Source organism: Brucella sp. RRSP16, assembly GCF_052246815.1.
Classification (GTDB): Bacteria; Pseudomonadota; Alphaproteobacteria; order Rhizobiales; family Rhizobiaceae; genus Brucella; species Brucella intermedia.
Genome location: NZ_JBQQAM010000006.1, coordinates 38,871 through 64,454, shown reverse-complemented (window position 1 = coordinate 64,454; position 25,584 = coordinate 38,871). Strand labels below are relative to the sequence as shown.

The following is a 25,584-nucleotide window of genomic DNA, read 5'->3' as shown; positions in this document are numbered from 1 at the left end:
CCTTTATTTCTTACTGTGCCAGCACGGCGCTCGCGGAGCCCGCGAGTGCTGCGTCGTAATGTTGGACCAGGGCGTTCACGGCACCGGCGGTCACATTGAAGACCGGGGTCGGATAGACGCCGAAGAAGATGGTGAGCACCACAAGCGGGTACAGAATGAGCTTCTCACGCGGGCTGAGGTCGAGGAGCGCCTTGAGGCTTTCCTTGGTCAGCGCGCCGAAGATCACCTGACGGTAGAGCCAGAGCGCATAGGCCGCCGAGAGAATGACGCCCGTGGTTGCGAACAGCGCCACCCAGGTGTTGACCCGGAACACGCCGAACAGCGTCAGGAACTCGCCGATGAAGCCCGAAGTACCCGGCAGGCCGACATTCGCCATCGTGAAGATGAGGAAAGCCACCGCATATTTCGGCATGTTGTTCACCAGACCGCCAAACGCCGCGATCTCACGGGTATGCATGCGATCATAGATCACGCCGACGCAGAGGAAGAGCGCGCCCGACACGATGCCGTGCGACAGCATCTGGAAGATGGCGCCCTGTAGGCCCTGCTCGTTTGCCGCGAAGATACCCATGGTCACATAGGCCATGTGCGCAACCGACGAATAGGCGATCAGCTTCTTCATGTCTTCCTGCACCATCGCGACGAGCGAGGTGTAGATGATTGCGATCACCGACAGCGCGAAGATGAACGGAGCGAAATCAGCGGAAGCCAGCGGGAACATCGGCAGCGAGAAGCGGATGAAACCGTAGCCGCCGAGCTTCAGCAGGATACCGGCCAGAATGACCGAGCCTGCCGTCGGTGCTTCAACGTGCGCATCCGGCAACCAGGTGTGGACCGGCCACATCGGCATCTTCACCGCGAAGGACGCGAAGAAGGCGAGCCATAGCCATGTCTGCATACCGGCCGGGAAGTCGTATTTCAGCAGCTCCACGATGTTCATCGTGCCAGCCTGCCAGTACATGGCCATGATGGCGATGAGCATCAGGACCGAGCCCAGAAGCGTGTAGAGGAAGAACTTCAGGCTCGCATAGACGCGGCGCTTGCCGCCCCACACGCCGATGATGATGAACATCGGGATAAGGCTTGCCTCGAAGAACACGTAGAACAGGAACAGGTCGAGCGCGCAGAACACGCCGATCATCAGCGTTTCCAGAATGAGGAACGCGATCATGTATTCCTTGACGCGCTTTTCCACCGACACCCAGCTTGCCAGAATGCAGAAGGGCATGAGGAAAGCGGAAAGCACCACGAACAGGACGGAGATGCCGTCCACGCCCATGTGGTAGCTGATGCCGCCGCCCATCCAGTCGACCTGCTCGACCATCTGGAAGCCGGGGTTCGAATTGTCGAAACCGGCCCAGACGACGAGCGACAGGGCGAAGACGAATATCGTCGTCAGCAAAGCGACGTTGCGGATATTGCGACGCGATGCCTCGCTGTCGTCCTTGATCAGAAGGATCAGTAACGCGCCGACGAGCGGCAGAAACGTGACCGTTGAAAGAATTGGCCAGTCGGTCATCAGAAAGAGCTCCCGAGCATCATCCAAGTGACGAGCGCGGCGACGCCGATCAGCATCGCGAATGCGTAGTGATAAAGATATCCGGACTGCATCTTGACGACGCGGTTGGTAACGTCGAGCACGCGGGCCGAGACGCCATCCGGGCCGAAGCCGTCAATAAGCCAGCCGTCGCCACCCTTCCAGAACACGCGGCCAAGCCAGCGAGCCGGACGCACGAAAAGGAAATCGTACAGCTCGTCGAAGTACCACTTGTTCAAGAGGAACTGGTAGAGGCCACGATGACGGGCAGCCAGTTCCTTCGGCGTTTCCGGCGAACGGATGTAGAAGATCCAGGCGACGATGAAGCCGAGAACCATCGAAATGAACGGCGACAGCTTCACCCACAGAGGAACATGGTGATATTCCTCGAGGATCTGGTTGGCAGCCGAGGTGAACAGAGCGCCCTTCCAGAACTCGGCATATTCGTGGCCGAAGAAGAGTTCCTTGAACACGACACCGGCAAAGAGCGCGCCGACGCCGAGGATCAGCAGCGGAACGAACATGACGGCAGGCGATTCATGGACGTGATGCATGACTTCCGCCGAAGCGCGCGGCTTGCCGTGGAAGGTCATGAAAATCAGGCGCCAGGAATAGAAGCTCGTGAAGAGCGCGGCAATGATGAGAAGCGTCGAAGCGTAGCCGCTGGCAGCACTGTGCGAAGCGAAGACGGATTCGATGATCGCATCCTTGGAGAAGAAACCGGCGGTGCCGATGACCGTGCCCGGAATGCCGAGGCCGGTAATGGCGACCGTGCCGATGACCATCATCCAGTAGGTGATCGGGATCAGCTTGCGCAGGCCGCCCATGCGGCGCATGTCCTGCTCTTCCGAAACGGCATGGATGACCGAACCGGCGCAAAGGAACAGAAGCGCCTTGAAGAAAGCGTGCGTGAACAGGTGGAACACGGCGGCGCCATAGGCACCGACACCGAGTGCAGCAAACATGTAGCCGAGCTGCGAGCAGGTCGAATAGGCGATGACGCGCTTGATGTCGTTCTGCACGAGGGCGACCGTTGCAGCGAAGAAGGCAGTCGTCGCGCCGATGATGGTCACGACCAGAAGCGCGGTCTGCGACAGTTCGAAGATCGGCGACATGCGGGCGACCATGAACACGCCCGCGGTAACCATGGTAGCGGCGTGAATGAGCGCCGAAACCGGGGTCGGGCCTTCCATGGCGTCCGGAAGCCAGGTGTGCAGCAGGAACTGCGCCGACTTGCCCATCGCGCCCATGAAGAGCAGCAGGCAGGTGATGGTGATCGCGCCCTGCTTGTCGAGCTGATAGCCGAGGAAGTTCAGAACGACCTGATTGGCATCGGCGGCGCCTTCAGCGGGGAGGAAGTTGGCGGCAGCAGCGAAGATCGTGTTGTAGTCGACCGACTGGAACAGCGCGAACACGCCGAAGATGCCGAGCAGGAAGCCGAAGTCACCAACGCGGTTGACGACGAAGGCCTTCATGGCGGCGGCGTTGGCCGAAGGCTTCTGGAACCAGAAGCCGATCAGGAGGTACGAGGCCAGACCCACGCCTTCCCAGCCGAAAAACATCTGGACCAGATTGTCCGACGTGACCAGCATGAGCATGGCGAAGGTGAAGAGCGACAGATAGGCGAAGAAGCGCGGACGGTGCGGATCGTGGTGCATGTATCCAATGGAATAAATGTGCACGAGAGCCGACACCGAGTTCACCACCACCAGCATGACGCCGGTGAGCGTATCGATGCGCAATGCCCAGTCGAAGGAAAGCGCGCCCGAGGTTACCCAGTGCAGAACCGGGATGCGGACGGTTTCCGCGTCGTGGCCGAGCGGAATCTGGAAGAACACGACCCAGGACAGGACCGCGACGACGACCATGAAACCGGAAGTGATGTATTCGCTCGCCTTGGCTCCGATCTGATTGCCGAAGAGACCGGCAATCAGGAAGCCGAGAAGCGGAAGGAAGACGATCGCGTAGTAGAGCATTTGCCCGTCAACCTTTCATAACATTGACGTCTTCCACCGCGATTGAGCCGCGATTACGGAAGAAAACAACGAGAATTGCCAGACCGATGGCCGCTTCCGCAGCCGCGACGGTCAGAACGAAAAGGGCGAACACCTGCCCGACCATGTCGCCGAGCTGGCTGGAGAACGCCACGAAGTTGAGATTGACCGAAAGAAGGATCAATTCGATCGACATCAGGATGACGATGACGTTCTTGCGGTTCAGGAAGATGCCGAAGACGCCAAGCGTGAACAGGATGGCCGAAACGGTCAGATAGTGGGCGATACCGATTTCCATATGCTTATCCTCAGATGCCTTTGCCCGTTTCGACTTGTTTGATCTCGATCGCCGTTTCGGGCGTGCGAGCAACCTGGGCCGGAATGGACTGGCGCTTGACATTCGGCTTGTGCCGCAGCGTCAGAACGATGGCGCCGATCATCGCGACCAGAAGGACGAGACCAGCAACCTGGAAGTAGAAGACGAAGTCGGTGTAGAGAATGTCACCCAGAGCAGCGGTGTTGCTCCGCTCGGCGATATTCGGGATCGGCACGGCGCCCTGCCCGAGCTTCGGTGCAAACATGTTGCTTGCAAACACGAAGATCAGCTCGCCGAGCAGGATGAGGCCGACGAGAGCGCCAACCGGCGCATATTGCAGCGCGCCGCGCTTCAGCTCGGAGAAATCCACATCCAGCATCATGACGACGAAGAGGAAGAGAACCGCCACTGCCCCGACGTAAACGACGAGCAGGATCATGGCGAGGAACTCGGCCCCCGTCAGCAGGAACAAGGCTGCCGCATTGAAGAATGTGAGGATCAGAAACAGCACCGAATGCACGGGGTTGCGTGCCGCGATCACCATGAACGCGGATGCGATCATGATGAAGGCGAACAGATAGAAAAACGCTGCCGCAATACCTGTCAGCATGGGGATCCCCCAACACCTTTCCGTGAGCAAAGCCTTATTGCCTTGCCCTCTTTAGTCTTTGTTTGCCGCGAATAATCGCGAAACTTAAATTCCAGCAACAAGATGGGCCGCCCCTTCCTGTTGCCGCTTTTCAAACCGGATGCCGAAACCAGGTTTCAGCAGGACCAATCAGCGATATGGCGCATCCATCGCGATATTGCGCGCGATTTCGCGTTCCCAACGGTCGCCATTGGCAAGGAGCTTTTCCTTGTCATAGTAAAGTTCTTCGCGGGTTTCGGTCGCGAATTCGAAGTTCGGACCTTCCACGATGGCGTCCACCGGGCATGCTTCCTGGCAGAAACCGCAATAGATGCACTTCACCATGTCGATGTCGTAACGCACCGTGCGGCGGGTGCCGTCGTTGCGGCGCGGACCGGCCTCGATGGTGATGGCCTGCGCCGGGCAGATCGCTTCGCAAAGCTTGCAGGCGATGCAGCGTTCCTCGCCGTTTGGATAACGGCGCAGTGCGTGCTCGCCACGGAAGCGCGGAGAAACCGGGCCCTTTTCATGCGGGTAGTTCAACGTCGCCTTGGGCGCGAAGAACTGGCGCATGGAAAGAAAGAACGCGCCTACGAATTCCTTGAGAAGGAGCGATTTGGCTGCTTGAGCGAATGAAGCCATGATGATTACTCCTTACGCCAGACCGAAGACTTTGAGGAAGGTCGCGGTTGCGACGACCATGAAGAGCGAGATCGGCAGGAACACTTTCCAGCCAAGGCGCATCAGCTGGTCGTAGCGATAACGCGGAACGAAAGCCTTCACCATTGCGAAGAGGAAGAAGCAGAAGCAGAGCTTCAGCATGAACCAGATGATGCCCGGAACCCAGTTGAGGAACCACACATCCACCGGAGGCAGCCAGCCGCCGAGGAAGAGCGTCGTCATCAGGGCGCACATCAGCGTGATCGCCACATATTCGCCGAGGAAGAACAGAAGGAACGGCGTGGACGAATATTCGATCATGTGACCGGCCACGAGTTCGGATTCAGCTTCGACAAGGTCGAAAGGCGGACGGTTCGTTTCGGCCAGCGCCGAAATGAAGAAGATCACGAACATCGGGAACAGGCAGAGCCAGTTCCAGTCGAGGAACGAAGCCGGCAGGCCGAGCATGGTGCCGAGGCCGGTATTCTGCGAAAGCACGATGTCGGTGAGATTGAGCGAGCCAACCGTCAGCAGGACCGTGACAATCACGAAGCCGATGGAAACTTCGTAGGAAACCATCTGCGCGGCAGAACGAAGCGCGCCGAGGAACGGATATTTCGAGTTCGATGCCCAGCCGCCCATGATCACGCCGTAAACTTCGAGCGAAGAAATGGCGAAGATATAGAGCATGCCGACATTGATGTTGGCGATGGCCCAGCCTTCATTGACCGGAATGACCGCCCAGGTCGCCATTGCGAGAACGGCGGAAACGAAAGGCGCAAGGAGGAAGACACCCTTGTTTGCGCCCGACGGGATGATCGGTTCCTTGAAGACGAACTTCAACAAGTCGGCGAAGGCCTGGAACAGACCCCAGGGACCGACAACGTTCGGGCCGCGACGAAGCTGCACCGCTGCCCAGATCTTGCGATCCGCGTAAAGCAGGTAAGCGACGACGATCAGCAATACGACGAGCAGAACGACCGACTTCAGCGCTATGATAAGCGCGGGCAAGACGTAAGCTGCAAAAATTCCTTCCATTGTTCCGTCTCTCTCTCGCTTACTCAGCTGCCTGTTGGAAGCCGCCGGCCGCGAGCGCCGAGCATTCGGCCATGACGGCGGAAGCGCGCGCGATTGGGTTCGTCAGGTAGAAGTCCTTGACCGGAGAGACGAACGCAGCGCCGCCGCCCGGGTTTGTTGCCTTGGCCGCCAGCGCGACGAGATCGTCGGCGGAAGCAGGCGCGATGGTGTCGATAGCCGCCATATGCGGATAGTCCGCATAGAGCCGGGCGCGAAGCTGCTGCAGCGAATCGAACGGCAGACGCTTGCCAAGGCTGTCGGAAAGAGCGCGCAGGATCGCCCAGTCTTCCTTTGCCTCGCCCGGCGCGAAACCGGCGCGGTTGCCAAGCTGCACGCGGCCCTCGGTGTTGACCCAGGTGCCCGACTTTTCCGTGTAGGCTGCGCCCGGCAGGATAACGTCGGCGGCGTGGGCACCGGCATCGCCATGCGTGCCGATGTAAACGATGAAGCTCGATCCCTTGCGGGTCATGTCGAGTTCGTCTGCGCCGAGCAGGAACACGACATCCAGATTGCCGAGCATGTCGCCGGCAGCCTTGCCACCCTCACCCGGCACGAAGCCGAGGTCCAGAGCGCCAACGCGCGAAGCGGCGGTGTGCAGAACGGAGAAGCCGTTCCACTCGTCCTTGATCGCGCCAACGTCCTGAGCGAGTTTGGCGGCGGCCGACAGAACCGCCCGGCCGTTTTCGCCGGTGAGCGCGCCCTGACCGATGATGATCAGCGGACGCTCAGCCTTGGCCAGCACGTCGCGGAATGCATTCTGGCCGGCAGCCAGTTGGCCCAGCGTTTCGGCGCCAGCACCCAGATATTCGTAATCGTAACGCAGTTCAGCCTTTTCACCGATCAGGGCAACCGGGAAATGGCCCATGCGCTGACGCTTGCGGATGCGGGCGTTCAGAACAGCGGCTTCAACACGCGGATTGGAACCGATGATGAGCAAAGCATCAGCGTTTTCAATGCCTTCGATGGTCGAGTTGAAGAGATAGGTTGCGCGGCCCAGAGCCGGATCGAGAGCTGCGCCATCCTGGCGGCTGTCGATATTGGCGGTGCCGAGCGAAGCCATCAGGCCCTTCAGCGCGTAGATTTCTTCAACCGAAGCCAGATCGCCAGCGACAGCGCCGATCTTTTCAGCCGACGTTGCGGAGACCTTGGCGGCGAGGGCAGCGAATGCTTCCGGCCAGGTTGCGGCGACCAGACGGCCATCCCTGCGAACATATGGGCGGTCGAGGCGCTGGGTGCGCAGGCCATCCCAGATGAAGCGGGTCTTGTCGGAAATCCACTCCTCGTTCACCGCTTCATTGACGCGCGGCATGACGCGCATCACTTCGCGGCCACGGGTATCGACGCGGATGTTCGAGCCGACCGCATCCATCACGTCGATGGTTTCGGTCTTGCTCAGTTCCCACGGACGGGCCTGGAAGGCATAAGGACGCGAGGTCAGTGCGCCGACCGGGCAAAGATCGATGACGTTGCCCTGCAATTCCGAGGTCATGGCGCGTTCGAGATAGGTGGTGATCTCGGCGTCTTCACCGCGGCCGATGAGGCCCAGTTCCGAAATGCCGGCCACTTCCGTCGTGAAGCGGACGCAGCGCGTGCAGTGAATGCAGCGCGTCATCACCGTCTTGACGAGCGGACCGATATACTTGTTTTCAACGGCGCGCTTGTTCTCGCGATAGCGGGAACCGTCGGTGCCGAACGCCATTGCCTGATCCTGCAGATCGCACTCGCCGCCCTGATCACAGATCGGGCAATCCAGCGGGTGGTTGATGAGCAGGAATTCCATCACGCCTTCGCGGGCCTTCTTGACCATCGGCGTGTTGGTGAAGATTTCAGGCGCTTCGCCATTCGGGCCGGGACGCAGATCGCGCACGCCCATGGCGCAGGATGCCGCCGGCTTCGGCGGTCCGCCCTTCACTTCAACCAGGCACATACGGCAGTTTCCGGCGATGGAAAGCCGTTCGTGGAAACAGAAACGCGGGACTTCCGCGCCCGCGGCTTCGGCAGCCTGAAGGAGCGTATAGTGATCGGGTACTTCGATCTCTGTGCCGTCAACCTTGATCTTTGCCATCGCTTATCCAAACCTGCGGCTTGTGCCGCATCTTCCAGATCTCAAACTCTTACCCTGCCCTTACTATTGGCATGGCCTTTACCGAAAACCGCCAGGCACTTTTCGGGGCCATGCCCTGCCGGGCAGGCTCACACAACTCATTCAGCCGCTTCCAGACGGATATTGCGGCTCTGAACGGCGTTGCGCGTATAATCGTCAATGCGCTTTTCAATTTCCGGACGGAAATTGCGGATCAGGCCCTGAATAGGCCATGCAGCGGCATCACCCAGTGCGCAGATCGTGTGACCTTCAATCTGCTTGGTCACGTCGAACAGCATGTCGATCTCGCGCTTCTGCGCGTTACCCTTGACCATGCGCTCCATCACGCGCCACATCCAGCCGGTGCCTTCGCGGCACGGCGTGCACTGTCCGCAGCTTTCATGCTTGAAGAACGCCGCCAGACGGGCAATCGCCTTGATGATGTCGGTGGACTTGTCCATGACGATCAGGCCGCCTGTGCCGAACGACGATTTCTTGTCGCGCATGCCGTCGAAATCCATGATGGCGTCCATCATGTCCTCGCCCTTGATGACCGGGCACGACGCACCGCCGGGAATGACCGCCAGCAGATTGTCCCAGCCGCCGCGAATGCCGCCGCCGTGCTTTTCGATCAGTTCGCGGAACGGAATGCCGAGGCCTTCTTCCACGACGCAAGGCGTGTTCACGTGACCGGAAATCTGGAACAGCTTGGTGCCGACATTGTTCGGCCGTCCGATTGACGAGAACCACGCCGCGCCACGACGCAGGATCGTCGGCGCAACGGCGATCGATTCCACGTTGTTCACGGTCGTCGGGCAGCCATAGAGGCCCATATTCGCAGGGAACGGCGGCTTGAGGCGCGGCTGGCCCTTCTTGCCTTCGAGGCTTTCGAGCAGAGCCGTTTCTTCACCGCAGATATAAGCGCCAGCGCCGTGGGTGACGAAAATGTCCATGTCCCAGCCGCACTTGTTGCCCTTGCCCAGCAGACCGGCTTCGTAGCATTCGTCGATTGCCGCCTGGAGGGCTTCACGCTCACGCATGAATTCGCCACGGATGTAGATATAAGCCGTGTGGGCGCCCATGGCGCAACCGGCGATCACGCAGCCTTCGATCAGGGTATGCGGATCGTGGCGCAGGATTTCGCGGTCCTTGCAGGTGCCGGGCTCGGATTCGTCGGCGTTGACGACCAGATAATGCGGGCGACCGTCGCTCTGCTTGGGCATGAACGACCACTTGAGACCCGTCGGGAAGCCAGCGCCGCCGCGGCCGCGCAGGCCCGACGCCTTCATCTCCTCGATGATCCAGTCACGGCCCTTTTCGATCAGCCCGCTGGTGTTGTCCCAATGGCCGCGCGCCATTGCACCCTTCAGGGAGCGATCCTTGAAGCCGTAGATATTGGTGAAGATGCGATCTTTATCAGCCAGCATGTCTCACCTGTTTCCGTTCGTGTTTGCCAATATCGAAGTCATCATACCGGCTTCTTTCCGAATACCTTGATGTATTCCTCGACGCCGCCCTTGGCCAAAGCCTTGGCCTGCTTCATCCAGTCTTCGCGGTCGATGCGACCGTGGAAGCTGAGATAGCCGTCGACCCAATCGCGCTCGGCCTTCTTCCACGCAGCGACCTGCTTGAAGGTGAAAATGCCAAGCTCGTGCAGGGTCTGCTCGATCTTCGGACCGACGCCCGAGATCAGCTTGAGGTCGTCGACCACTTCCGGCCGCTCCATGGGCTGCGGACGGTTCTTGTCGTCGAGTTTGTATTCCTGCGTGGTTTCGACGGAAGCGGCCTTTTCGGCTGCATTCGAAACCTTGACCTCCGAAGGCGACTTGAGCGCCGGAGCGGTTTCAGGCGCGTTGGTCACGGGCTTTGCCGCGTTGGACGGCGGAACATTCGCGGCTTCTGCCTTTGCCTTGGCTTCGGCTTCCGCCTTTGCCCTGGCAGCGGCGGCATCGGATGCCTTGCGGGTTTCGAGGCCGATCTTCTTGTAGTCCAGTTCTTCCGTCAGCGACGTCAGGCCATTGAGCGGATTGGACGTTTCACGGTCGATCTGCGGACCCGGCTTGACGGTGTCGCCCTTGCCGGCTTCAAACGCGTCGATGATTTCGGCAAGGCGTTCCGGCGTCAGATCTTCATAGGCGTCCTTGAAGATCATGACCATCGGTGCATTGGCGCAGGCGCCCTGGCATTCCACCTCTTCCCACGACAGCGTGCCGTCGGCATTGAGCTCGAACGGGTCGTGGTTGATCTTGTGGCGGCAGACATCCATCAGCGCTTCCGAACCGCGCAGCATGCAAGGCGTGGTGCCGCAAACCTGGATGTGGGCGCGCGTGCCGACCGGCTTGAGCTGGAACTGCGTATAGAAGGTCGCAACTTCCAGAACGCGGATCAGCGGCATTTCGAGCATGGCTGCAACGTGTTCAATGGCAGCTTTCGTGACCCAGCCATCCTGCTCCTGCGCACGCATGAGCAACGGAATGACGGCCGACTGCTGACGGCCTTCGGGGAATTTTGCAATCGTCTTGAGCGCCCAGACCTGATTTTCCGCGTTGAACGCGAAAGCGGCAGGCTGGACGGCATCATCTGCGAGACGGCGAACGGACATCAGCGGTCAACCTCACCAAACACGATATCGAGCGAGCCAAGAATTGCCGACACGTCAGCCAGCATATGGCCGCGGCACAGGAAATCCATGGCTTGAAGATGGGCAAAGCCCGGAGCGCGCAGCTTGCAGCGATAAGGCTTGTTGGAGCCATCCGATACGAGGAAGACGCCAAATTCACCCTTCGGCGCCTCAACTGCTGCGTAAACTTCACCGGCAGGCACGTGGTAGCCTTCCGTGTAAAGCTTGAAGTGATGGATGAGCGCTTCCATCGAGCGCTTCATCTCGCCGCGCTTCGGCGGCACGATCTTGTTGTCGGCGTTGGAAACCGGACCGACGCGTTCCTTGCCGAGGAGCAGGTCAACGCACTGGCGCATGATCTTAGCCGACTGGCGCATTTCTTCCATGCGGATCAGGTAGCGGTCATAGCAGTCGCCGTTCTTGCCGACAGGAATGTCGAATTCCATCTCGTTGTAGCACTCATATGGCTGCGACTTGCGCAGATCCCATGCTGCACCCGAACCGCGAACCATGACGCCCGAGAAGCCCCATGCCCAAGCGTCTTCCAGCTTCACGACGCCGATATCGACGTTACGCTGCTTGAAAATACGGTTCGGCGTGATGAGATCGTCGAGATTGTTGAGCGTCTTGAAGAATGGATCGATCCATTTGCCGATGTCTTCGACGAGTTGGTCCGGCAGGTCCTGATGGACGCCGCCCGGACGGAAATAGGCTGCGTGCATGCGCGCGCCGCAGGCGCGTTCATAGAACACCATCAGCTTTTCGCGTTCCTCGAAGCCCCAGAGCGGCGGCGTCAGCGCGCCAACGTCCATGGCCTGCGTGGTGACGTTGAGAAGGTGGTTCAGGATACGGCCGATTTCCGAATAGAGAACGCGGATGAGCTGGCCGCGCTTCGGCACGTCGATGCCCAGCAGGCGTTCGACGGCGAGCGCATAGGCGTGTTCCTGGTTCATCGGCGCCACGTAGTCGAGGCGGTCGAGATAAGGCAGGGCCTGAAGATAGGTCTTGGCTTCCATCAGCTTTTCGGTGCCGCGATGCAGCAGACCGATATGCGGATCGACGCGCTCGACCACTTCGCCGTCGAGCTCAAGCACCAGACGCAGCACGCCGTGCGCGGCAGGGTGCTGCGGACCGAAGTTGATATTGAAATTGCGGACCTGAGTCTCAGCCATGTTCAGCTTCCTGTTTGGCTGCAAGAGCCGCCAAGAACTCCTCGCCGGTCATCCGGTGGGTGTCGTTGGCAAAATCGTAATTCGCAGGCTTGTTATCGATGAAGATTTCTTCGGCAAAATGAAAACGTTCCGGCTCGGCAAAAGCCTGCATCGAAACGACCGTCATTCCATCATGGACACCGCGCCAGAACAGCGACGAACCGCACTTCGAGCAGAAGCGGCGTTCGCCCCATTCCGAAGACGAATAGGTCGAGAGGGCAGCTTCGTCTTCGATTTCGACCGAAGTGCCGCAGTTGACGGCCATGAAAGCACCGCCGGACCAACGCCGGCACATGCTGCAATGGCAGACATCCATTTCCATCTTTGCCGGAACAGCGGTGAACTTCACCGCTCCGCAAAGACATTGACCGTTCAATCTCTCGCCTGCGCCCATGAGTATGTCCTCAGTTCGCCTTGGCTTTCTCGTCGCCCGGCAGAACGTAGTCCGTTCCTTCCCATGGCGAGAGGAAGTCGAAGTTGCGGAACTCCTGACGCAGCTGCACAGGCTCGTAGGCGACGCGCTTCAGCTCGTTGTTGTAACGAACTTCAACGAAACCGGTGAGCGGGAAGTCCTTGCGCAGCGGATGGCCTTCGAAACCGTAGTCGGTCAGGATGCGGCGCAGGTCCGGATGGCCGGAGAACAGCACGCCGTACATGTCGTAGGTTTCGCGTTCGAACCATTCGGCGCCGACAAAGACCGGAACCGCGGAAGGCACCAGCGTGTCCTCGTCAGCCTGAACCTTGACGCGGATGCGCTGGTTCTGGCGCGGAGACATGAGCTGGTAGACGACATCGAAGCGCTTGGCGCGCTGCGGATAGTCGACGCCCGAAATATCCGTCAGGTTGACGAACTGGCACTGCACATCGTCGCGCAGGAAGGTCAGAACGCTGATGATGCTGGCAACCGGAACCGACAGGGTCAGCTCGCCATAGGCAAGCTTCGCCTCTTCGATCGCATCGCCGAGACGTTCCTTGATGTAGCCGGAAAGTTCACCGAGAGCTTCTTCGCTCATGATCAAATGTCCTTTTCTTCGGCCTTAGCGTTCAATGGTGCCGGTGCGGCGGATCTTCTTCTGCAGCATAAGAATGCCGTAGAGCAGAGCCTCAGCGGTCGGAGGGCAACCCGGAACGTAGATATCGACCGGAACCACGCGATCGCAGCCGCGCACCACCGAATAGGAATAGTGGTAGTAGCCGCCGCCATTGGCGCAGGAACCCATCGAGATGACGTAACGCGGCTCCGGCATCTGGTCGTAGACCTTGCGCAGGGCGGGCGCCATCTTGTTGGTCAGCGTGCCGGCGACGATCATCACGTCGGACTGACGCGGTGATGCGCGGGGAGCGATACCGAAACGTTCGGCGTCGTAGCGCGGCATGGAAATGTGCATCATTTCCACGGCGCAGCATGCCAGACCGAAGGTCATCCACATCAGCGAGCCGGTGCGCGCCCAGGTAATCAGAGCGTCAGCGGAGGTGACGATGAATCCCTTGTCGGAAAGCTCGCTGTTCAGATCGTTGAAGAATGCATCGTCGGAACCGACAGGCTTGCCCGTGCGCGGGTCAAGAATGCCCTTCGGCTGCGGAGCCACGAGCGTTGTGTTGGCTGAGGTCAATCCCATTCCAGCGCTCCCTTCTTCCATTCATAAATGAAGCCGATGGTCAGAACGCCAAGGAACACCATCATCGACGCGAAGCCGAACCAGCCGATTTCACCGAAGGACACGGCCCACGGGAAAAGGAAGGCGACTTCCAGATCGAAGATGATGAAGAGAATCGACACCAGATAGAAACGGATGTCGAACTTCATACGGGCGTCATCGAAGGCATTGAAGCCGCACTCGTAAGCAGAAAGCTTTTCGGGGTCGGGCTGTCTGTAAGCGACAAGAAACGGCGCAACCAGAAGGGCTACGCCAATTACCATCGCGATGCCGAGGAAGATGACGATCGGCAGGTAGGAACTTAAAAGCTCGTTCATGGTCCTTTATCCGGCTTGAATACGAGGCTGCGCCGCCTGTCATAAGCTTTTTGGAGCTGACGACCATGCGACACATTGCATCTGTTGCAACCCCGTCGCCCCAAGCAGCTTCAAAAGGCATGCCGTGCGAACTAAGCGCTTTTCGCCGGGACGGTTATCGCAGCGCGTGCGCAAGCGCAACCCCTCCGGCACGATCTATTGGGCAAAGTCGAACCAAGATGCTTAACAAGCCATGCATCCGGCCCGCTTATCCCCCTTAAAACCCCTATAACATGAAAAGATCATAATTTCGTGAGGAAAAGTCGCCCGGTCCGCGCTGTCCGGCAATCCTCCGCGAGAATCAATTGCCCACGACTTCGTGGGTGGAAACCGGCGATCCAGTCCCCCGCCTGAAAATGCGCTTACGGACCAGCGGAGGCCGCCGCCCCCACCAGTCGGCCCGGCAGATAGAGCACGAGCGACGCGGCTCCCTTGATCGCCGAAGCGCCGTCCGCCAGCACCGCCTGCCCCGTCGTCCGGGTCTCGCGCCCGTTCAGGGCGTTAAGCGAGAGCGTGCCGTCGCTGACCAGAGCCATGAGCGACGGAGAGGATGCAAAGACATTATGCGCGCCGCCATCCAGATCGGTCGCGTCGATCACCGCGATCCCGTATTTCTGCAGTATCGGAATGCTGGTGCCGTCCCCTACCCGCGCATGGCCACCGGTGATGAAGGACGAGACGCCGAGCGCCCGATCGCTGCGCGATGTCATCACCGCTGTCGGACGCGGCATTGGGTCGATGTCCCTGATCTGCTTTTCAAAGACGTCGAGATCGATATCCGGCGCCGCGAGCAACAGCGCGGTGATGCGGCGCAGCACATACTTTTCGCCACGCAGGGACAGGGTTCTCAAAGCCTCCATGGTGACGAAGCCGCCCATCGAGTGGCCGACGAGCACAATGCGCTCGGCCTTGCTGCGGGCGACAAGTTCGAGCAACCGGGCCAGACCATCCCGCGCAAAGTCCGCGCTGTCTCGATCATAGACATAAAGGCCCAGATCGCCGCCGGACGGCCAGGCATATTCGACCGCGACCGACTTCATCTTGTAATCATGGACGAACTGCGCGGTGCGGAATGTGCTGTCGGCAAAATTATTGTTGTAGCCATGCACGAAGATCAGGATTTCCCTGTCCTTCGGCCCCTGCTTCGCAAGGGCGGCATTCAATTGTGCGAGAAACTGCTCCGCATCCTCGTATGGCTGGAATGCGGTTGCCGCGAAATTTTTGGCCGGGTCGGGCTTGTAGCCGGTCGACTCGACCTGCCCTTTCACGTGGGCCGCCGGAATGCCGACATCGACCTGCGCGAAATTGAGCGTCTTGGAGCGATTTGAATTGTAGGGCTGCGAGAAATCGTCGGAGCGCTGGCGGCTCGTCGCAACATAGATGGGCACCACAGCCGCCGGTTTCGCCGGTTTGACGATGGCGGCTTGCGCCGCCGCCACCGATTGCGGGCTCGAATTGGGACCGTGCCACAACACGGCGCGCGGCGTGTCACAGCCGGCAAGAATCAAAAACGTTGCAAGCACACCAAGAAGAGCGTGTCGGGTCATCGTCGCAGCGATCCGTTCCTGTCATCCGGTTCCGCGCGATTGAAAACAGGAAATCGGGTCCTTGGCAATGCATGGTCAGGTGGCTGATTTTCCGCCGCCGCGATTTAAGGCGGAGGACGGCTTGCGTGAACGATGGAAAATTCCGTTCGCGTTTGCGGTGAAAGTTGGAATGGAAACATGCCTGATGGCGATGGCTTTGCGAAGCAATGCCTTCAGATCGCATTCGCACCGGCTATCATGGATGCATTGTCGGCCATAGCAGCGAAAGGAGATCACGCATGAGCCACTATCTGCTCGCCAGCGGCGATCTTCTTGTCATTGCGGCGATCATCCTGTCGGTTGCCTATCTGTCCTGGAAACAATTTTCCAAGTAGCAGGCTCACGGTTCGGCAATTCCATGATTTTCCTGAAGAAGGCGGTCCGGCGCCACTTTCGTGTCAACGTTCAATCTATCGATCTGTTGAGAGGAAAGTGGCGCGAGTGACGGGGCTCGAACCCGCGACCTCCGGCGTGACAGGCCGGCACTCTAACCAACTGAGCTACACCCGCGCATTTCTCGGCAGCCCTGAGGCTGCGTCGCACCGGCGTTTCCGTCCGGTGTGAGCGGTCGTTTAAGGGGTTCTCGGACAAGTGTCAAGCGCGTGTTTGGAGAAGATTTGCGATATTGGAAAAATCATTCACAGGACGTTTCAACGCCCGTTCAATTGCTGGAAATGCATGCTCTTTTTTTACGCATTATCCTGCGCAAAACCGCTTCGCATTTTTTGCTGGAAATGCTTGCTCTTTTTCTGCGCATTGTCCCACGCAAAACCGCTTCGCATTTTTTGCTGGAAATGCTTGCTCTTTTTCTACGCATTATCCCGCGCAAAACCGCTTCTCACTTTTGCTGGAAATGCTGGATGAAAAGAAGTGAAACGGCGGTGGGCGCCACTTTCGTGTCAACGTTCAATCTATCGATTTGTTGAGAGGAAAGTGGCGCGAGTGACGGGGCTCGAACCCGCGACCTCCGGCGTGACAGGCCGGCACTCTAACCAACTGAGCTACACCCGCGCATTTCTCGGCAGCCTTGCGGCTGCGTCGCACCGGCGTTTCCGTCCGGTGTGAGCGGTCGTTTAAGGGGTTCTCGGACAAGTGTCAAGCAAGGGTCATGAAGAAAGGATAAGAATTTTCGATTTTGCTGCGGAACGCCTGTTTTGCGGGCATTTTCAATGACATCAAACTTATCCACAAGCGCCGCCATGGCCCCGGAATCAGTCCGGTTTCCAGAATCATCGCCACCCGCGACGGAGCGTGCCGGTTTCTCCGCTACTAAAGCGCTAGAATCTCGTTGCTTGCTTTCAGGCAAGTGACGTAGTTCCCTGAAACCGGACCGGAGTTCAATAAAAAGACAATCATACCGACAATCGATCCCGGTCATATCCAGATGCCCGGCCCGGAAACTACTTCGACGGGCGCTTTATCTCTCTGTTTGTATGCATCGCATTTTTCCGAAGCAGGTTTCTACTTTCGGACATTTCAATTGAGTTTCGACATTGGGAGGAGAATATATGTCGGCTTATCGGATCACACGGCGCGCGGGCCTCGCGCTCGGCCTTTCCATCCTGTCAGCATTCGCACTTGGCAGCCCTGCCCGTTCACAGACATTTCCAGACCGGGTGGTGACCATGGTCGTGCCGTTTGCGGCTGGCGGCTCGACGGACGTGGTTGCCCGCGTCATCGCGGCAAAAATGTCGGAGATTCTCGGCCAGCAGGTTATTATCCAGAATGTCGGCGGCGGCGGGGGCAGCCTTGGCGCTGCGAATGTCGCGCGGGCCGACCCGGACGGCTATACGATTCTGATGGGCACCGTGGCGACGCACGCGCTCAATCCGCTGATTCTGAAGACCAAGCCCTATGACGCGGAAAAGGACTTCGCTCCGATCTCGCTTCTAGTGATCGTTCCCAATGTGCTAGTGGTCAATCCGGACCTTCCGGTGAACTCCGTCAAGGAACTTGTCGACCTGCTGAAAGCCGAGCCGGAAAAATACAGCTATGCCTCATCCGGCAACGGCACGCCGCTGCATCTATCCGGCGAGCTTTTCAAGAAGATGGCTGGCGTTTCGATGCAGCATATACCCTACAAGGGGTCCGGCCCCGCTCTCAATGACGTCATCGGCAATCAGGTTCCGATCATGTTCGACAACCTGCCCTCCTCCTCGTCACATATGAAGGGCGGTACACTGAAGGCCCTCGGTGTCACCACCAAGGAGCGCGCGCCGTCCTTCCCCGATGTGCCGACGATCGCAGAGACGATCCCCGGTTATGAGACCTATACATGGAACGCGCTGTTCGCACCCGCCGGAACCCCGCCCGAGGTCGTGGCCAAGCTCAATGAAGCCGCGAACAAGGCCATGGAAGATCCAACCGTGAAGGAGCGCATGAAGGAATTCAGCGCCACCATCGTCGGCTCGACACCGGAAGAACTCGCCGCGCATGTGAAGGCCGAAATCGCCAAATGGACGCCGGTCGTCAAGGATGCCAACGTCCAGATCGACTGACCGCCCGCGCCTATTCGCTGCCGGTAATGCGCCACGGGTGCAATACCGGCAGTTCATTCCACCTCCCAGATCCTGCCCGCTTCCAGAGCACCGAAGGACCAGATTCGTTCTCCCCTTGATTTAATACCGACCAGTTGGTATGATATAGTAAGGGAGCACGAAAATGGCACGCAAACAGAATCCATCGACCCGGTCCAATCTGCTTGATGCAGCGCTCGGCGTTATTCGCACCAAGGGTTATGCCGCAACGTCGGTCGATGACATCTGCGCCAGGGCATCGCTGTCGAAAGGCGCTTTCTTTCACCATTTCTCCAGCAAGGAAGATCTGGCCGTTGCCGCCGCCAATTACTGGTCGGAAACAACGGGCGCGCTTTTTGCGGATGCCGCCTATCACGCTCCCGAAGACCCGCTTGAGCGCGTGCTGGCCTATGTCGAGTTACGCAAGCAGCTCGTTCAAGGCGAACTACCTGACTTCACCTGCCTCGTCGGCACCATGACGCAGGAGGTCTATGAGACCAATTCCGTCATCAGGGATGCCTGCTGGGCCAGCATTTCAGGCCATGCGGACACGCTTGTCCCCGACATTGCAGCCGCGATGGAGCGCTATCCGGTTGCCGGTGATTTCACCGCCGAAAGCCTCGCGCTTCATACGCAGGCGGTTATTCAGGGTGCCTTCATCATCGCCAAGGCAAGCGGCGATCCGCAGCGTGCGGTCGAAAGCATCGATCATCTCAAGCGATATATAAGCCTGCTTTTCAAACAACCCGCCAACACCCGCTGAAAGCGACAATGGGAGGAAACCATGCCCAGCACTATCCGCCTGCACCGCGTATTCGCCACCAAGCCGGAAAAGGTCTATCGCGCATTCATCGAGCCGGATGCCATGGCAAGCTGGCTGCCGCCCTATGGCTTTGTCTGCTCCGTCCATGAGCTGGAGGCAAAGGTCGGCGGCAAGCACAAAATGTCTTTCCGGAACTTTACGACGGGCGAAAGCCATTCATTCGGCGGCACATATGTCGAACTCGTTCCGGGAGAAAGGCTCGTCTATACGGACAGTTTCGACGATCCGAACCTGCCGGGCGAAATGAAAGTCACGATCACGCTGAAAGCCGTATCGGTCGGCACCGAAATCAACATCGAACAGCAGGGCGTGCCGGATATAATTCCGGCTGAAGCCTGCTATCTCGGCTGGCAGGAATCCCTCGAAAAGCTGAAGAAGCTGGTCGAGCCTGAAATCACCCAGTAATCCCGTTTCAGGGATCACGCGCGGGGCTGGCGGCAGAGGCCGCCTGCCCCGCATCACCGAACGAATGAAATATCGGACAGAAAATTTCCCGTCTTCTTTGAGATACAACAAATCCGGTTCGCGCCTGTCACTCTAGAATGGCTCCAATGATGATGCGGCTGTCGTCATCATGCTTCGAAGCCTGACAGCCACGGAACAACAAGATGTCGGCAGAACCTGTTTCCCTCTCCCCCGTAATCGATGTCCGCACCATACCGCCCATTTCGCGACATGCGACGATCTTCGCGATGATCGACGCGCTCGAGCCCGGCGAAGCGCTGGAAATCGTCAACGATCACGATCCGGTGCCGCTGCGCCGCCAGCTCGAAAACCGCAATCCGGGCGCCTTCTCCTGGGTCTACAAGGAAACCGGCCCGCTATGGCGCGTCGAGATCGGCCGCCGGAAAATCCATCATGGCGCAGACCATGAATGCAGCTGCGGCAATCACTGAAGTCTTGCAGACCCATGTCCGGGACGAATTGAGATGATCGGCGCGACGCTTTCCCGTTGGACCCTGTCTTATTTTACTGCTTCGCTGGCTTTCCTCGTCTTCGGGCTTGGATTGATGGCGGGCGGTTTCGGCTTTCCGGTTCATGGGATTCGCGCCGCCGAAACGCTCATCGTCGTGCATGCCGTTTCCATCGGCTGGCTGGCCCTGCTGATGAGCGGCGCACTGCTGCAATTCGTCCCGGTTCTGGTGAACCGCCCCTTATGGGGAAGCGGTGCAAGCCTCCCCGCCTTGCTTCTGCTGGTGACGGGCCTTTCCGGCCTGCTTGTCGGCTTTGCGGGCATGGCGGGCCTGACGGAAAGTCCGGCATGGCTGCTGCCGGCCTCGGGCATGTTGCTGACCTGCGGATTTTCCCTCATTTTCGCAGTATTGGGCATGACGCTCTGGCTTGCCCGCCCGATCGCCCTGCCTGCGCGGTTCGTCGCGGCAGGCATCTGTTGTCTTCTGATAACGGCACTGCTTGGCAGTATTTTCACCTTCGCGCTGTCCGGCTTCACGGAGCAGGCCGTCCTGCTCGATATTGCGGGATCGGCATTGCCGGTTCACGCCGCGCTTGGTCTTGGCGGCTGGATGACCTTTACCGCCATGGGCGTCAGCTACAGGCTTTTGACAATGTTCATGCTGTCGCCCGACGCCGTGCGGCAAACAACCAGAATCATATGGTGGGAGGGCACTGCCGCCCTGACCATCCTTGCAGCCGGGATCGTCATTGCAGCGCTGGAAATGGGATCGACCGAGATTGCCGTCACGGCGGCTCTCGTTCCCGGCATTGCCTGCATCGCGCTTTATATCGTCGATATCCGCGCGATCTACCGGCAGCGCAAACGCAAGACGATTGAGCTGAACAGCGCGGCCAGCATTCCGGCCTTCATCGCGCTGGGGCTTTCGCTGCTGCTGGCCGTCGCCCTGTTCTGGACAGGCGTCTCCGACCGCATGATTGCCGGTCTCGTCTATCTGTTCACCTTTGGCTGGCTTTCCGGCCTGAGCCTTGCCCAGCTCTACAAGATCATACCGTTCCTGACCTGGCTCGAATGCTATGGTCCGGTGATGGGACGCGCACCGACGCCGCGCGTGCAGGATATGGTCAGCGAGGCGCGCGCACGCCAATGGTTCGCTCTTTATTATAGCGGCGTTGCGGTTGCGACGCTGGCCCTCATTGCCGGTTATCCGGCGGTGTTTCGCCTTGCCGTAGCCTTAAGTCTCGTCGCCATACTCGCATTGACCGTGCAATTCTTTCGCGCCCGGCGGCTTCTGGATGTACCGCATGGCCTGCGTCTGCCAAAAGGGGCAACCCTGCCGCATCTGATCTATGCCGGTGAACCAATCTTCAGGAGATCGAAATGACACTCTCAGTTCAGGACATCGCACACCATGTGCTGGACGTGCGCCCGCTGATCAAGGGCGGCGTGGAACCGTTCAACGCCATCATGGAAGCAGTCGATGGCCTTGCGCCGGGACAAGGCCTCCTGCTGATCGCGCCGTTCAAACCGGCACCGCTTTTCAGCGTCATGGAGCGGAAAGGCTTTTCCGCAAAGGCCGAGCCTCTGGAAAACGGCGACTGGCAGGTGCTTTTCAGCCCGGCGGCGGATGCTGCGCCGGAGTTGCAGTTTTCCGACAATGTCGTTTCGCCGGATGTCTGGCCGGAGCCATCGCGCTATCTCGACTGCTCGGACATGCAGCCGCCGGAACCCATGGTGCGCATTCTGGCCGAAGTGGAGGATATGCCCGCTGGTGCGGTTCTGTTCGCCCTCCTGCACCGGGAGCCTTTGTTCCTGTTTCCCGAGCTTGAAAAACGCGGCCATGCATGGGTCGGCAATTTCGATGAAACCGGCAATGCCTATCGCATCATGATCCGCGTCGGAGAACCGGGGTAGATGCCATGCAGCACATAGCCCATGCCCGAATGGAGCAGCAGATCATCGACAATCTGCGTCTGGTGCTCGATCCCGAACTCGGTTTCAACCTGATCGATCTCGGCATGATCTACAGCATCGACATAGATGATGGCGGCAAGGTCGATATCAGCATGACGACAACGACGCCCGGTTGCCCCGCAGCCGGTTTTCTGACCGATGCCGTGCGCGCCAGCGTCGAATCTGTCGAAGGCATTCGGGCGGTGAATGTCGAGCTGACCTATGAACCGGAGTGGATGCCCGAGATGGCGGCGCCTGAAGTACAGGCCCGATTTGGCGAGTAATCCAGGGTCACGCAACCCCTCATCGAGACCAGCGAATGGCGCCAGACTGTTCGCTGGTTTCTTTTTGGGCGGAACCCTTTGCCAAAAAGCCTTTGCGCCAGCGCAAACAAGGCGGAACATAAATCAAGAACTGAAGATAAGCTATTGATATTGCCGGGTTAATATTACCCGATTTTCTGCATCACCTTGATCGCAGTCAAGGACCATCCACACGGCCTTTTCTATAGTCGGCAAGACAGAGCAGGAAATGCTCGGTCCTATCGTAAAGGAGAGTATCGATGGTCGACCAGATGCAAATCAGCCGCCGCAGCATATTGGCGGGAGCCGCCCTCGCAGGGGCGCTTGCGCCGGTGCTGGCAACCACATCGGCCTGGGGACAGGGTGCGGTGAGAAAGGCAAGTGCTGCGGAGATTGCGGCGCTGCCGCGCCAGAAGGTGGAGTTGGTGGACCCTCCCTTCGTGCACGCCCACACCCAGGTTGCCGAGGGTGGCCCAAAGGTGATCGAATTCACCATGGTGATCGAGGAAAAGAAGATCGTCATCGATGACGCGGGAACCGAAGTTCACGCCATGGCATTCAACGGCACGGTTCCGGGGCCGCTGATGGTGGTGCATCAGGACGATTATGTCGAGCTGACGCTCATCAACCCCGAAACCAACACGCTGATGCACAATATCGATTTCCACGCCGCAACGGGTGCGCTTGGCGGCGGCGGGCTGACGGAAATCAATCCGGGGGAAAAGACCATCCTGCGCTTCAAGGCGACCAAGCCCGGCGTCTTCGTCTATCACTGCGCACCTCCCGGAATGGTTCCATGGCATGTCGTCTCGGGCATGAACGGCGCGATCATGGTGCTGCCGCGCGAGGGACTGCATGACGGCAAGGGCAAGGCCCTGACCTACGACAAGATCTATTATGTCGGAGAGCAGGATTTCTATGTGCCGCGTGACGAGAACGGGAAATTCAAGAAGTACGATGCGCCGGGCGACGCATATGAAGACACCGTCAAAGTCATGCGCACCCTCACCCCGACCCATGTCGTGTTCAACGGCGCCGTCGGCGCACTGACGGGCGACAAGGCAATGACGGCGGCGGTTGGCGAGAAGGTCCTGATCGTCCATTCGCAGGCCAATCGCGATACCAGACCGCACCTCATCGGAGGTCACGGAGATTATGTCTGGTCGACCGGCAAGTTCAACACGCCGCCCGATGTCGATCAGGAAACCTGGTTCATTCCGGGCGGTGCAGCCGGAGCAGCTTTCTATACGTTCCAGCAGCCCGGCATCTATGCCTATGTGAACCACAACCTGATCGAGGCCTTTGAACTTGGCGCAGCAGCCCACTTCAAGGTCACGGGTGAATGGAACGACGACCTGATGACATCGGTTCTGGCCCCGTCGGGCACATAAGGCCAATGCACGAAGGCGCTTCGCCTCCCGGAGCGCCTTTGGCAAACCTTCCCTAACTGTTGCTTTGCGAAGAAAGGCTCGGGGCTGCATCCGCCTGCCTCCCGGATGGATGCGGTCCCCTGTTATCCGATGAACAAATGCAAAGGAAAGAAGTGCCTGCGAGAGCTTGCGGTGGCCGTTCCGGCGGTTCTGCTGGCAGTTGTGGCGGGGCTGTTGGTCGTTGGCGCCGTGGGACGTCCGGGTCAATCGCTGCCGGGCGCGTCTGCGCTGCGTCCCGAAACGGTTGTCATTACGCCCCGCACCATGACCTATCGGGCCGATGGCGACTTCCAGAAGAACAATTATCCCGTCGATGCGCCGCTGACGACGCGCAGGCTGTCACGGCCATTCGAGATCATGAAATATCAGGTCGGCACGGCCGACTACGAACTCTGCGTGGAGGATGGCGCATGCCAGCCTGCCGAGGCCCTGCCGCACAATCACGATGCATCGGCTGCCGAGGCGCCGGTCGTCGGCGTGAATTACGATGATGCACTGGCCTATGCCGACTGGCTGTCGCGCAAGACCGGCGAAAACTGGCACCTGCCGACAGACGAGCAGTGGGCTTTCGCCGCAGGGTCGCGCTTTCCCGACGATGCGCTTGGTATCGAGGACGATGCCGCAAGTAATCCTGCAATCCGCTGGCTGAGGGATTATGAGAAACAAAGCGCCCGCAAGCTGGACAGAAACCCCGCGCGACGCCCCGCCGGTGCCTTCGGCGTCAACGAACTGGGAGTAGCCGACATTGCAGGCAATGTGTGGGAATGGACGCAGACCTGCCACCGCCGCGTCAATATCGATGCCTATGGCAAGCAGGTTGCGGAAGTGCCGTCGTGCGGCGTTTACGTGGTCAATGGCAAGCACCGCGCGGCGATGAGCTCGTTCATCCGCAACCCGAAAACCGGAGGATGCAGCGTCGGCGTCCCGCCCGACAATCTCGGTTTCAGGCTTGTGCGTGACAACCGCTGGTATGCCGTGGTGTGGAAGCGTATCCAGAACATAGGTGCATGAGCTGTGAATGCCCGGTCCCCGGCTGCGAAAACAATTCCAAGCCCGCTGTGCTGTGCTAAGGTGAACATGGGTCTTGGAGTGTGAGAAAATGCAATGTCCATGATAGATCGCGGACTTGTCAGGAAACTGTCCCTGTTCGCCAAAATGAGTGATGGCGAACTCGATAAGCTTGTTTCATATGCAACCACAAAGCGCGTTCTGCCGGGAGAGGCGATTTTTGAACAGGGCGACGATGCCGTCCTGTTCTATCTGCTCCTGCACGGGCGATTGAAGGTCAATCAGGTGACGCCGGACGGACAGCAGATCATCGTCCGCATGGTGCATCCGGGCGACCTTTTCGGCTTTGCGCGCGCCTTGCAGAGAAGCGATTATCCCGGCACGGCGGTCGCCGTGGCGGAAAGCATCGTTCTCGCCTGGCCAACCGAGCTTTGGGACTATTTCGTCGAACAGAATCCCGGTCTGGCGATGAATGCGATCCAGACCATCGGCAAGCGACTGGAAGAAGCCCATACGCGCATCCGCGAAATGTCGACGGAAGAAGTCGAGCGGCGTGTCGCGCACACGGTTCTGCGCCTTGCGCGTCAGGCTGGACGGAAAGAGGAAGACGGTATTCGCATCGATTTCCCGATCACGAAGCAGGATATCGCCGAAATGACCGGGACGACGCTGCATACGGTGTCGCGCATTCTCACCGGCTGGGAAGGACAGGGATTTGTTCGCGGCGGACGCCAGAAACTGACCGTTCTCAATATGTCGGGCATCAGGCGGCTGGCCGATGGCGAGCGATAGGGCGGCGGAAAACGCCTGAAAATCGAGCGAAAACAGCCGCCGAAATCCAAGCAAAACTCAATTAAAACAAATATTTAAAGAGATTTCTTTTCAAAGAGATTCGGGACGACGGGCAGCGCAT

The 25,584-nt window shown here is 59.1% G+C and carries 26 protein-coding genes and 2 tRNA genes; 11 read left to right on the top strand and 17 right to left on the bottom strand.

Annotated features, from left to right (window positions below; genetic code table 11):
• Window positions 1-10 precede the first annotated feature (10 nt).
• From ACS5UA_RS11020 to ACS5UA_RS10945, 16 genes are all read right to left on the bottom strand, one after another.
• Complete coding sequence (locus ACS5UA_RS11020) at window positions 11-1,519, bottom strand: NADH-quinone oxidoreductase subunit M (RefSeq protein WP_006471805.1); 1,509 nt, start codon at window positions 1,517-1,519, stop codon at window positions 11-13.
• Window positions 1,519-3,513, bottom strand: coding sequence for an NADH-quinone oxidoreductase subunit L (gene nuoL / locus ACS5UA_RS11015; protein WP_021585008.1), 1,995 nt, complete (start codon window positions 3,511-3,513; stop codon window positions 1,519-1,521). The genes ACS5UA_RS11020 and nuoL overlap by 1 nt, the downstream gene beginning before the upstream one ends.
• Before the next feature lie 7 nt (window positions 3,514-3,520).
• Window positions 3,521-3,829, bottom strand: a complete 309-nt coding sequence (nuoK, locus tag ACS5UA_RS11010; RefSeq protein ID WP_006466598.1) for an NADH-quinone oxidoreductase subunit NuoK — start codon at window positions 3,827-3,829, stop codon at window positions 3,521-3,523.
• A 10-nt stretch (window positions 3,830-3,839) separates the two neighbouring features.
• A complete protein-coding gene (locus ACS5UA_RS11005) occupies window positions 3,840-4,457 on the bottom strand; it encodes an NADH-quinone oxidoreductase subunit J (protein WP_006471807.1) in 618 nt (205 codons plus the stop codon).
• 168 nt (window positions 4,458-4,625) lie between these two features.
• Window positions 4,626-5,117, bottom strand: a complete 492-nt coding sequence (gene nuoI, locus ACS5UA_RS11000) for an NADH-quinone oxidoreductase subunit NuoI (RefSeq protein WP_006466596.1) — start codon at window positions 5,115-5,117, stop codon at window positions 4,626-4,628.
• A 12-nt stretch (window positions 5,118-5,129) separates the two neighbouring features.
• Window positions 5,130-6,173: an NADH-quinone oxidoreductase subunit NuoH gene (gene nuoH, locus ACS5UA_RS10995; RefSeq protein ID WP_021585007.1), complete on the bottom strand. Its 1,044-nt coding sequence runs from the start codon at window positions 6,171-6,173 to the stop codon at window positions 5,130-5,132.
• A 19-nt stretch (window positions 6,174-6,192) separates the two neighbouring features.
• On the bottom strand, window positions 6,193-8,277 hold the full coding sequence (gene nuoG, locus ACS5UA_RS10990) for an NADH-quinone oxidoreductase subunit NuoG (protein WP_176588665.1): 2,085 nt from the start codon (window positions 8,275-8,277) through the stop codon (window positions 6,193-6,195).
• A 137-nt stretch (window positions 8,278-8,414) separates the two neighbouring features.
• Window positions 8,415-9,722 (bottom strand): NADH-quinone oxidoreductase subunit NuoF, encoded by a 1,308-nt coding sequence (nuoF, locus tag ACS5UA_RS10985; protein WP_006466593.1) that lies wholly within the window; start codon window positions 9,720-9,722, stop codon window positions 8,415-8,417.
• 41 nt (window positions 9,723-9,763) lie between these two features.
• Window positions 9,764-10,897 carry an NADH-quinone oxidoreductase subunit E gene (locus tag ACS5UA_RS10980; RefSeq protein ID WP_128006095.1) on the bottom strand — a complete coding sequence of 378 codons (1,134 nt, stop codon included), beginning with the start codon at window positions 10,895-10,897 and terminating at the stop codon, window positions 9,764-9,766.
• Window positions 10,897-12,087 (bottom strand): NADH-quinone oxidoreductase subunit D, encoded by a 1,191-nt coding sequence (locus ACS5UA_RS10975; protein WP_006471808.1) that lies wholly within the window; start codon window positions 12,085-12,087, stop codon window positions 10,897-10,899. Before ACS5UA_RS10975 ends, ACS5UA_RS10980 begins: the two co-directional genes overlap by 1 nt.
• Complete coding sequence (locus ACS5UA_RS10970) at window positions 12,080-12,520, bottom strand: GFA family protein (protein WP_112702310.1); 441 nt, start codon at window positions 12,518-12,520, stop codon at window positions 12,080-12,082. Before ACS5UA_RS10970 ends, ACS5UA_RS10975 begins: the two co-directional genes overlap by 8 nt.
• Before the next feature lie 10 nt (window positions 12,521-12,530).
• The gene (locus tag ACS5UA_RS10965; RefSeq protein WP_006471810.1) at window positions 12,531-13,139 is read right to left on the bottom strand and encodes an NADH-quinone oxidoreductase subunit C; all 609 of its coding nucleotides are present in this window, start codon (window positions 13,137-13,139) and stop codon (window positions 12,531-12,533) included.
• A 24-nt stretch (window positions 13,140-13,163) separates the two neighbouring features.
• On the bottom strand, window positions 13,164-13,745 hold the full coding sequence (locus ACS5UA_RS10960) for a NuoB/complex I 20 kDa subunit family protein (RefSeq protein WP_006466589.1): 582 nt from the start codon (window positions 13,743-13,745) through the stop codon (window positions 13,164-13,166).
• Entirely contained in the window at window positions 13,736-14,101 is a 366-nt protein-coding gene (locus ACS5UA_RS10955; protein WP_006466588.1) for an NADH-quinone oxidoreductase subunit A, read from the bottom strand. The genes ACS5UA_RS10960 and ACS5UA_RS10955 overlap by 10 nt, the downstream gene beginning before the upstream one ends.
• A gap of 401 nt (window positions 14,102-14,502) precedes the next feature.
• Window positions 14,503-15,687 (bottom strand): alpha/beta hydrolase, encoded by a 1,185-nt coding sequence (locus ACS5UA_RS10950; RefSeq protein WP_112702311.1) that lies wholly within the window; start codon window positions 15,685-15,687, stop codon window positions 14,503-14,505.
• Between the two features lie 472 nt (window positions 15,688-16,159).
• Window positions 16,160-16,236: transfer RNA gene (locus tag ACS5UA_RS10945), tRNA-Asp, on the bottom strand.
• Between the two features lie 115 nt (window positions 16,237-16,351).
• Here ACS5UA_RS10945 and ACS5UA_RS10940 point away from each other — a divergent pair.
• A complete protein-coding gene (locus ACS5UA_RS10940; RefSeq protein ID WP_443101310.1) occupies window positions 16,352-16,600 on the top strand; it encodes a hypothetical protein in 249 nt (82 codons plus the stop codon).
• 60 nt (window positions 16,601-16,660) lie between these two features.
• Here ACS5UA_RS10940 and ACS5UA_RS10935 read toward each other — a convergent pair.
• Window positions 16,661-16,737, bottom strand: a tRNA-Asp gene (locus tag ACS5UA_RS10935).
• Between the two features lie 497 nt (window positions 16,738-17,234).
• Between ACS5UA_RS10935 and ACS5UA_RS10930 the strand changes: the two genes are divergently transcribed.
• The 10 genes from ACS5UA_RS10930 (at window position 17,235) to ACS5UA_RS10885 (ending at window position 25,463) form a co-directional block, all read left to right on the top strand.
• Entirely contained in the window at window positions 17,235-18,224 is a 990-nt protein-coding gene (locus tag ACS5UA_RS10930) for a Bug family tripartite tricarboxylate transporter substrate binding protein (RefSeq protein WP_112702313.1), read from the top strand.
• A gap of 163 nt (window positions 18,225-18,387) precedes the next feature.
• Window positions 18,388-19,005 carry a TetR/AcrR family transcriptional regulator gene (locus ACS5UA_RS10925; RefSeq protein ID WP_112702314.1) on the top strand — a complete coding sequence of 206 codons (618 nt, stop codon included), beginning with the start codon at window positions 18,388-18,390 and terminating at the stop codon, window positions 19,003-19,005.
• A gap of 21 nt (window positions 19,006-19,026) precedes the next feature.
• Entirely contained in the window at window positions 19,027-19,470 is a 444-nt protein-coding gene (locus ACS5UA_RS10920) for an SRPBCC family protein (protein WP_112702315.1), read from the top strand.
• A 203-nt stretch (window positions 19,471-19,673) separates the two neighbouring features.
• Entirely contained in the window at window positions 19,674-19,961 is a 288-nt protein-coding gene (locus ACS5UA_RS10915; protein WP_112702316.1) for a DUF2249 domain-containing protein, read from the top strand.
• A 33-nt stretch (window positions 19,962-19,994) separates the two neighbouring features.
• Window positions 19,995-21,362 carry a hypothetical protein gene (locus tag ACS5UA_RS10910; RefSeq protein ID WP_112702317.1) on the top strand — a complete coding sequence of 456 codons (1,368 nt, stop codon included), beginning with the start codon at window positions 19,995-19,997 and terminating at the stop codon, window positions 21,360-21,362.
• Complete coding sequence (locus ACS5UA_RS10905; protein WP_021584993.1) at window positions 21,359-21,892, top strand: DUF2249 domain-containing protein; 534 nt, start codon at window positions 21,359-21,361, stop codon at window positions 21,890-21,892. The genes ACS5UA_RS10910 and ACS5UA_RS10905 overlap by 4 nt, the downstream gene beginning before the upstream one ends.
• Before the next feature lie 5 nt (window positions 21,893-21,897).
• Window positions 21,898-22,215, top strand: coding sequence for a metal-sulfur cluster assembly factor (locus ACS5UA_RS10900; protein ID WP_112702318.1), 318 nt, complete (start codon window positions 21,898-21,900; stop codon window positions 22,213-22,215).
• A 278-nt stretch (window positions 22,216-22,493) separates the two neighbouring features.
• Entirely contained in the window at window positions 22,494-23,624 is a 1,131-nt protein-coding gene (gene nirK, locus ACS5UA_RS10895) for a copper-containing nitrite reductase (RefSeq protein ID WP_006466572.1), read from the top strand.
• Between the two features lie 129 nt (window positions 23,625-23,753).
• Window positions 23,754-24,674, top strand: a complete 921-nt coding sequence (locus tag ACS5UA_RS10890; protein ID WP_176588663.1) for an SUMF1/EgtB/PvdO family nonheme iron enzyme — start codon at window positions 23,754-23,756, stop codon at window positions 24,672-24,674.
• A gap of 93 nt (window positions 24,675-24,767) precedes the next feature.
• On the top strand, window positions 24,768-25,463 hold the full coding sequence (locus ACS5UA_RS10885) for a Crp/Fnr family transcriptional regulator (RefSeq protein WP_006466568.1): 696 nt from the start codon (window positions 24,768-24,770) through the stop codon (window positions 25,461-25,463).
• Window positions 25,464-25,584: the final 121 nt, after the last annotated feature.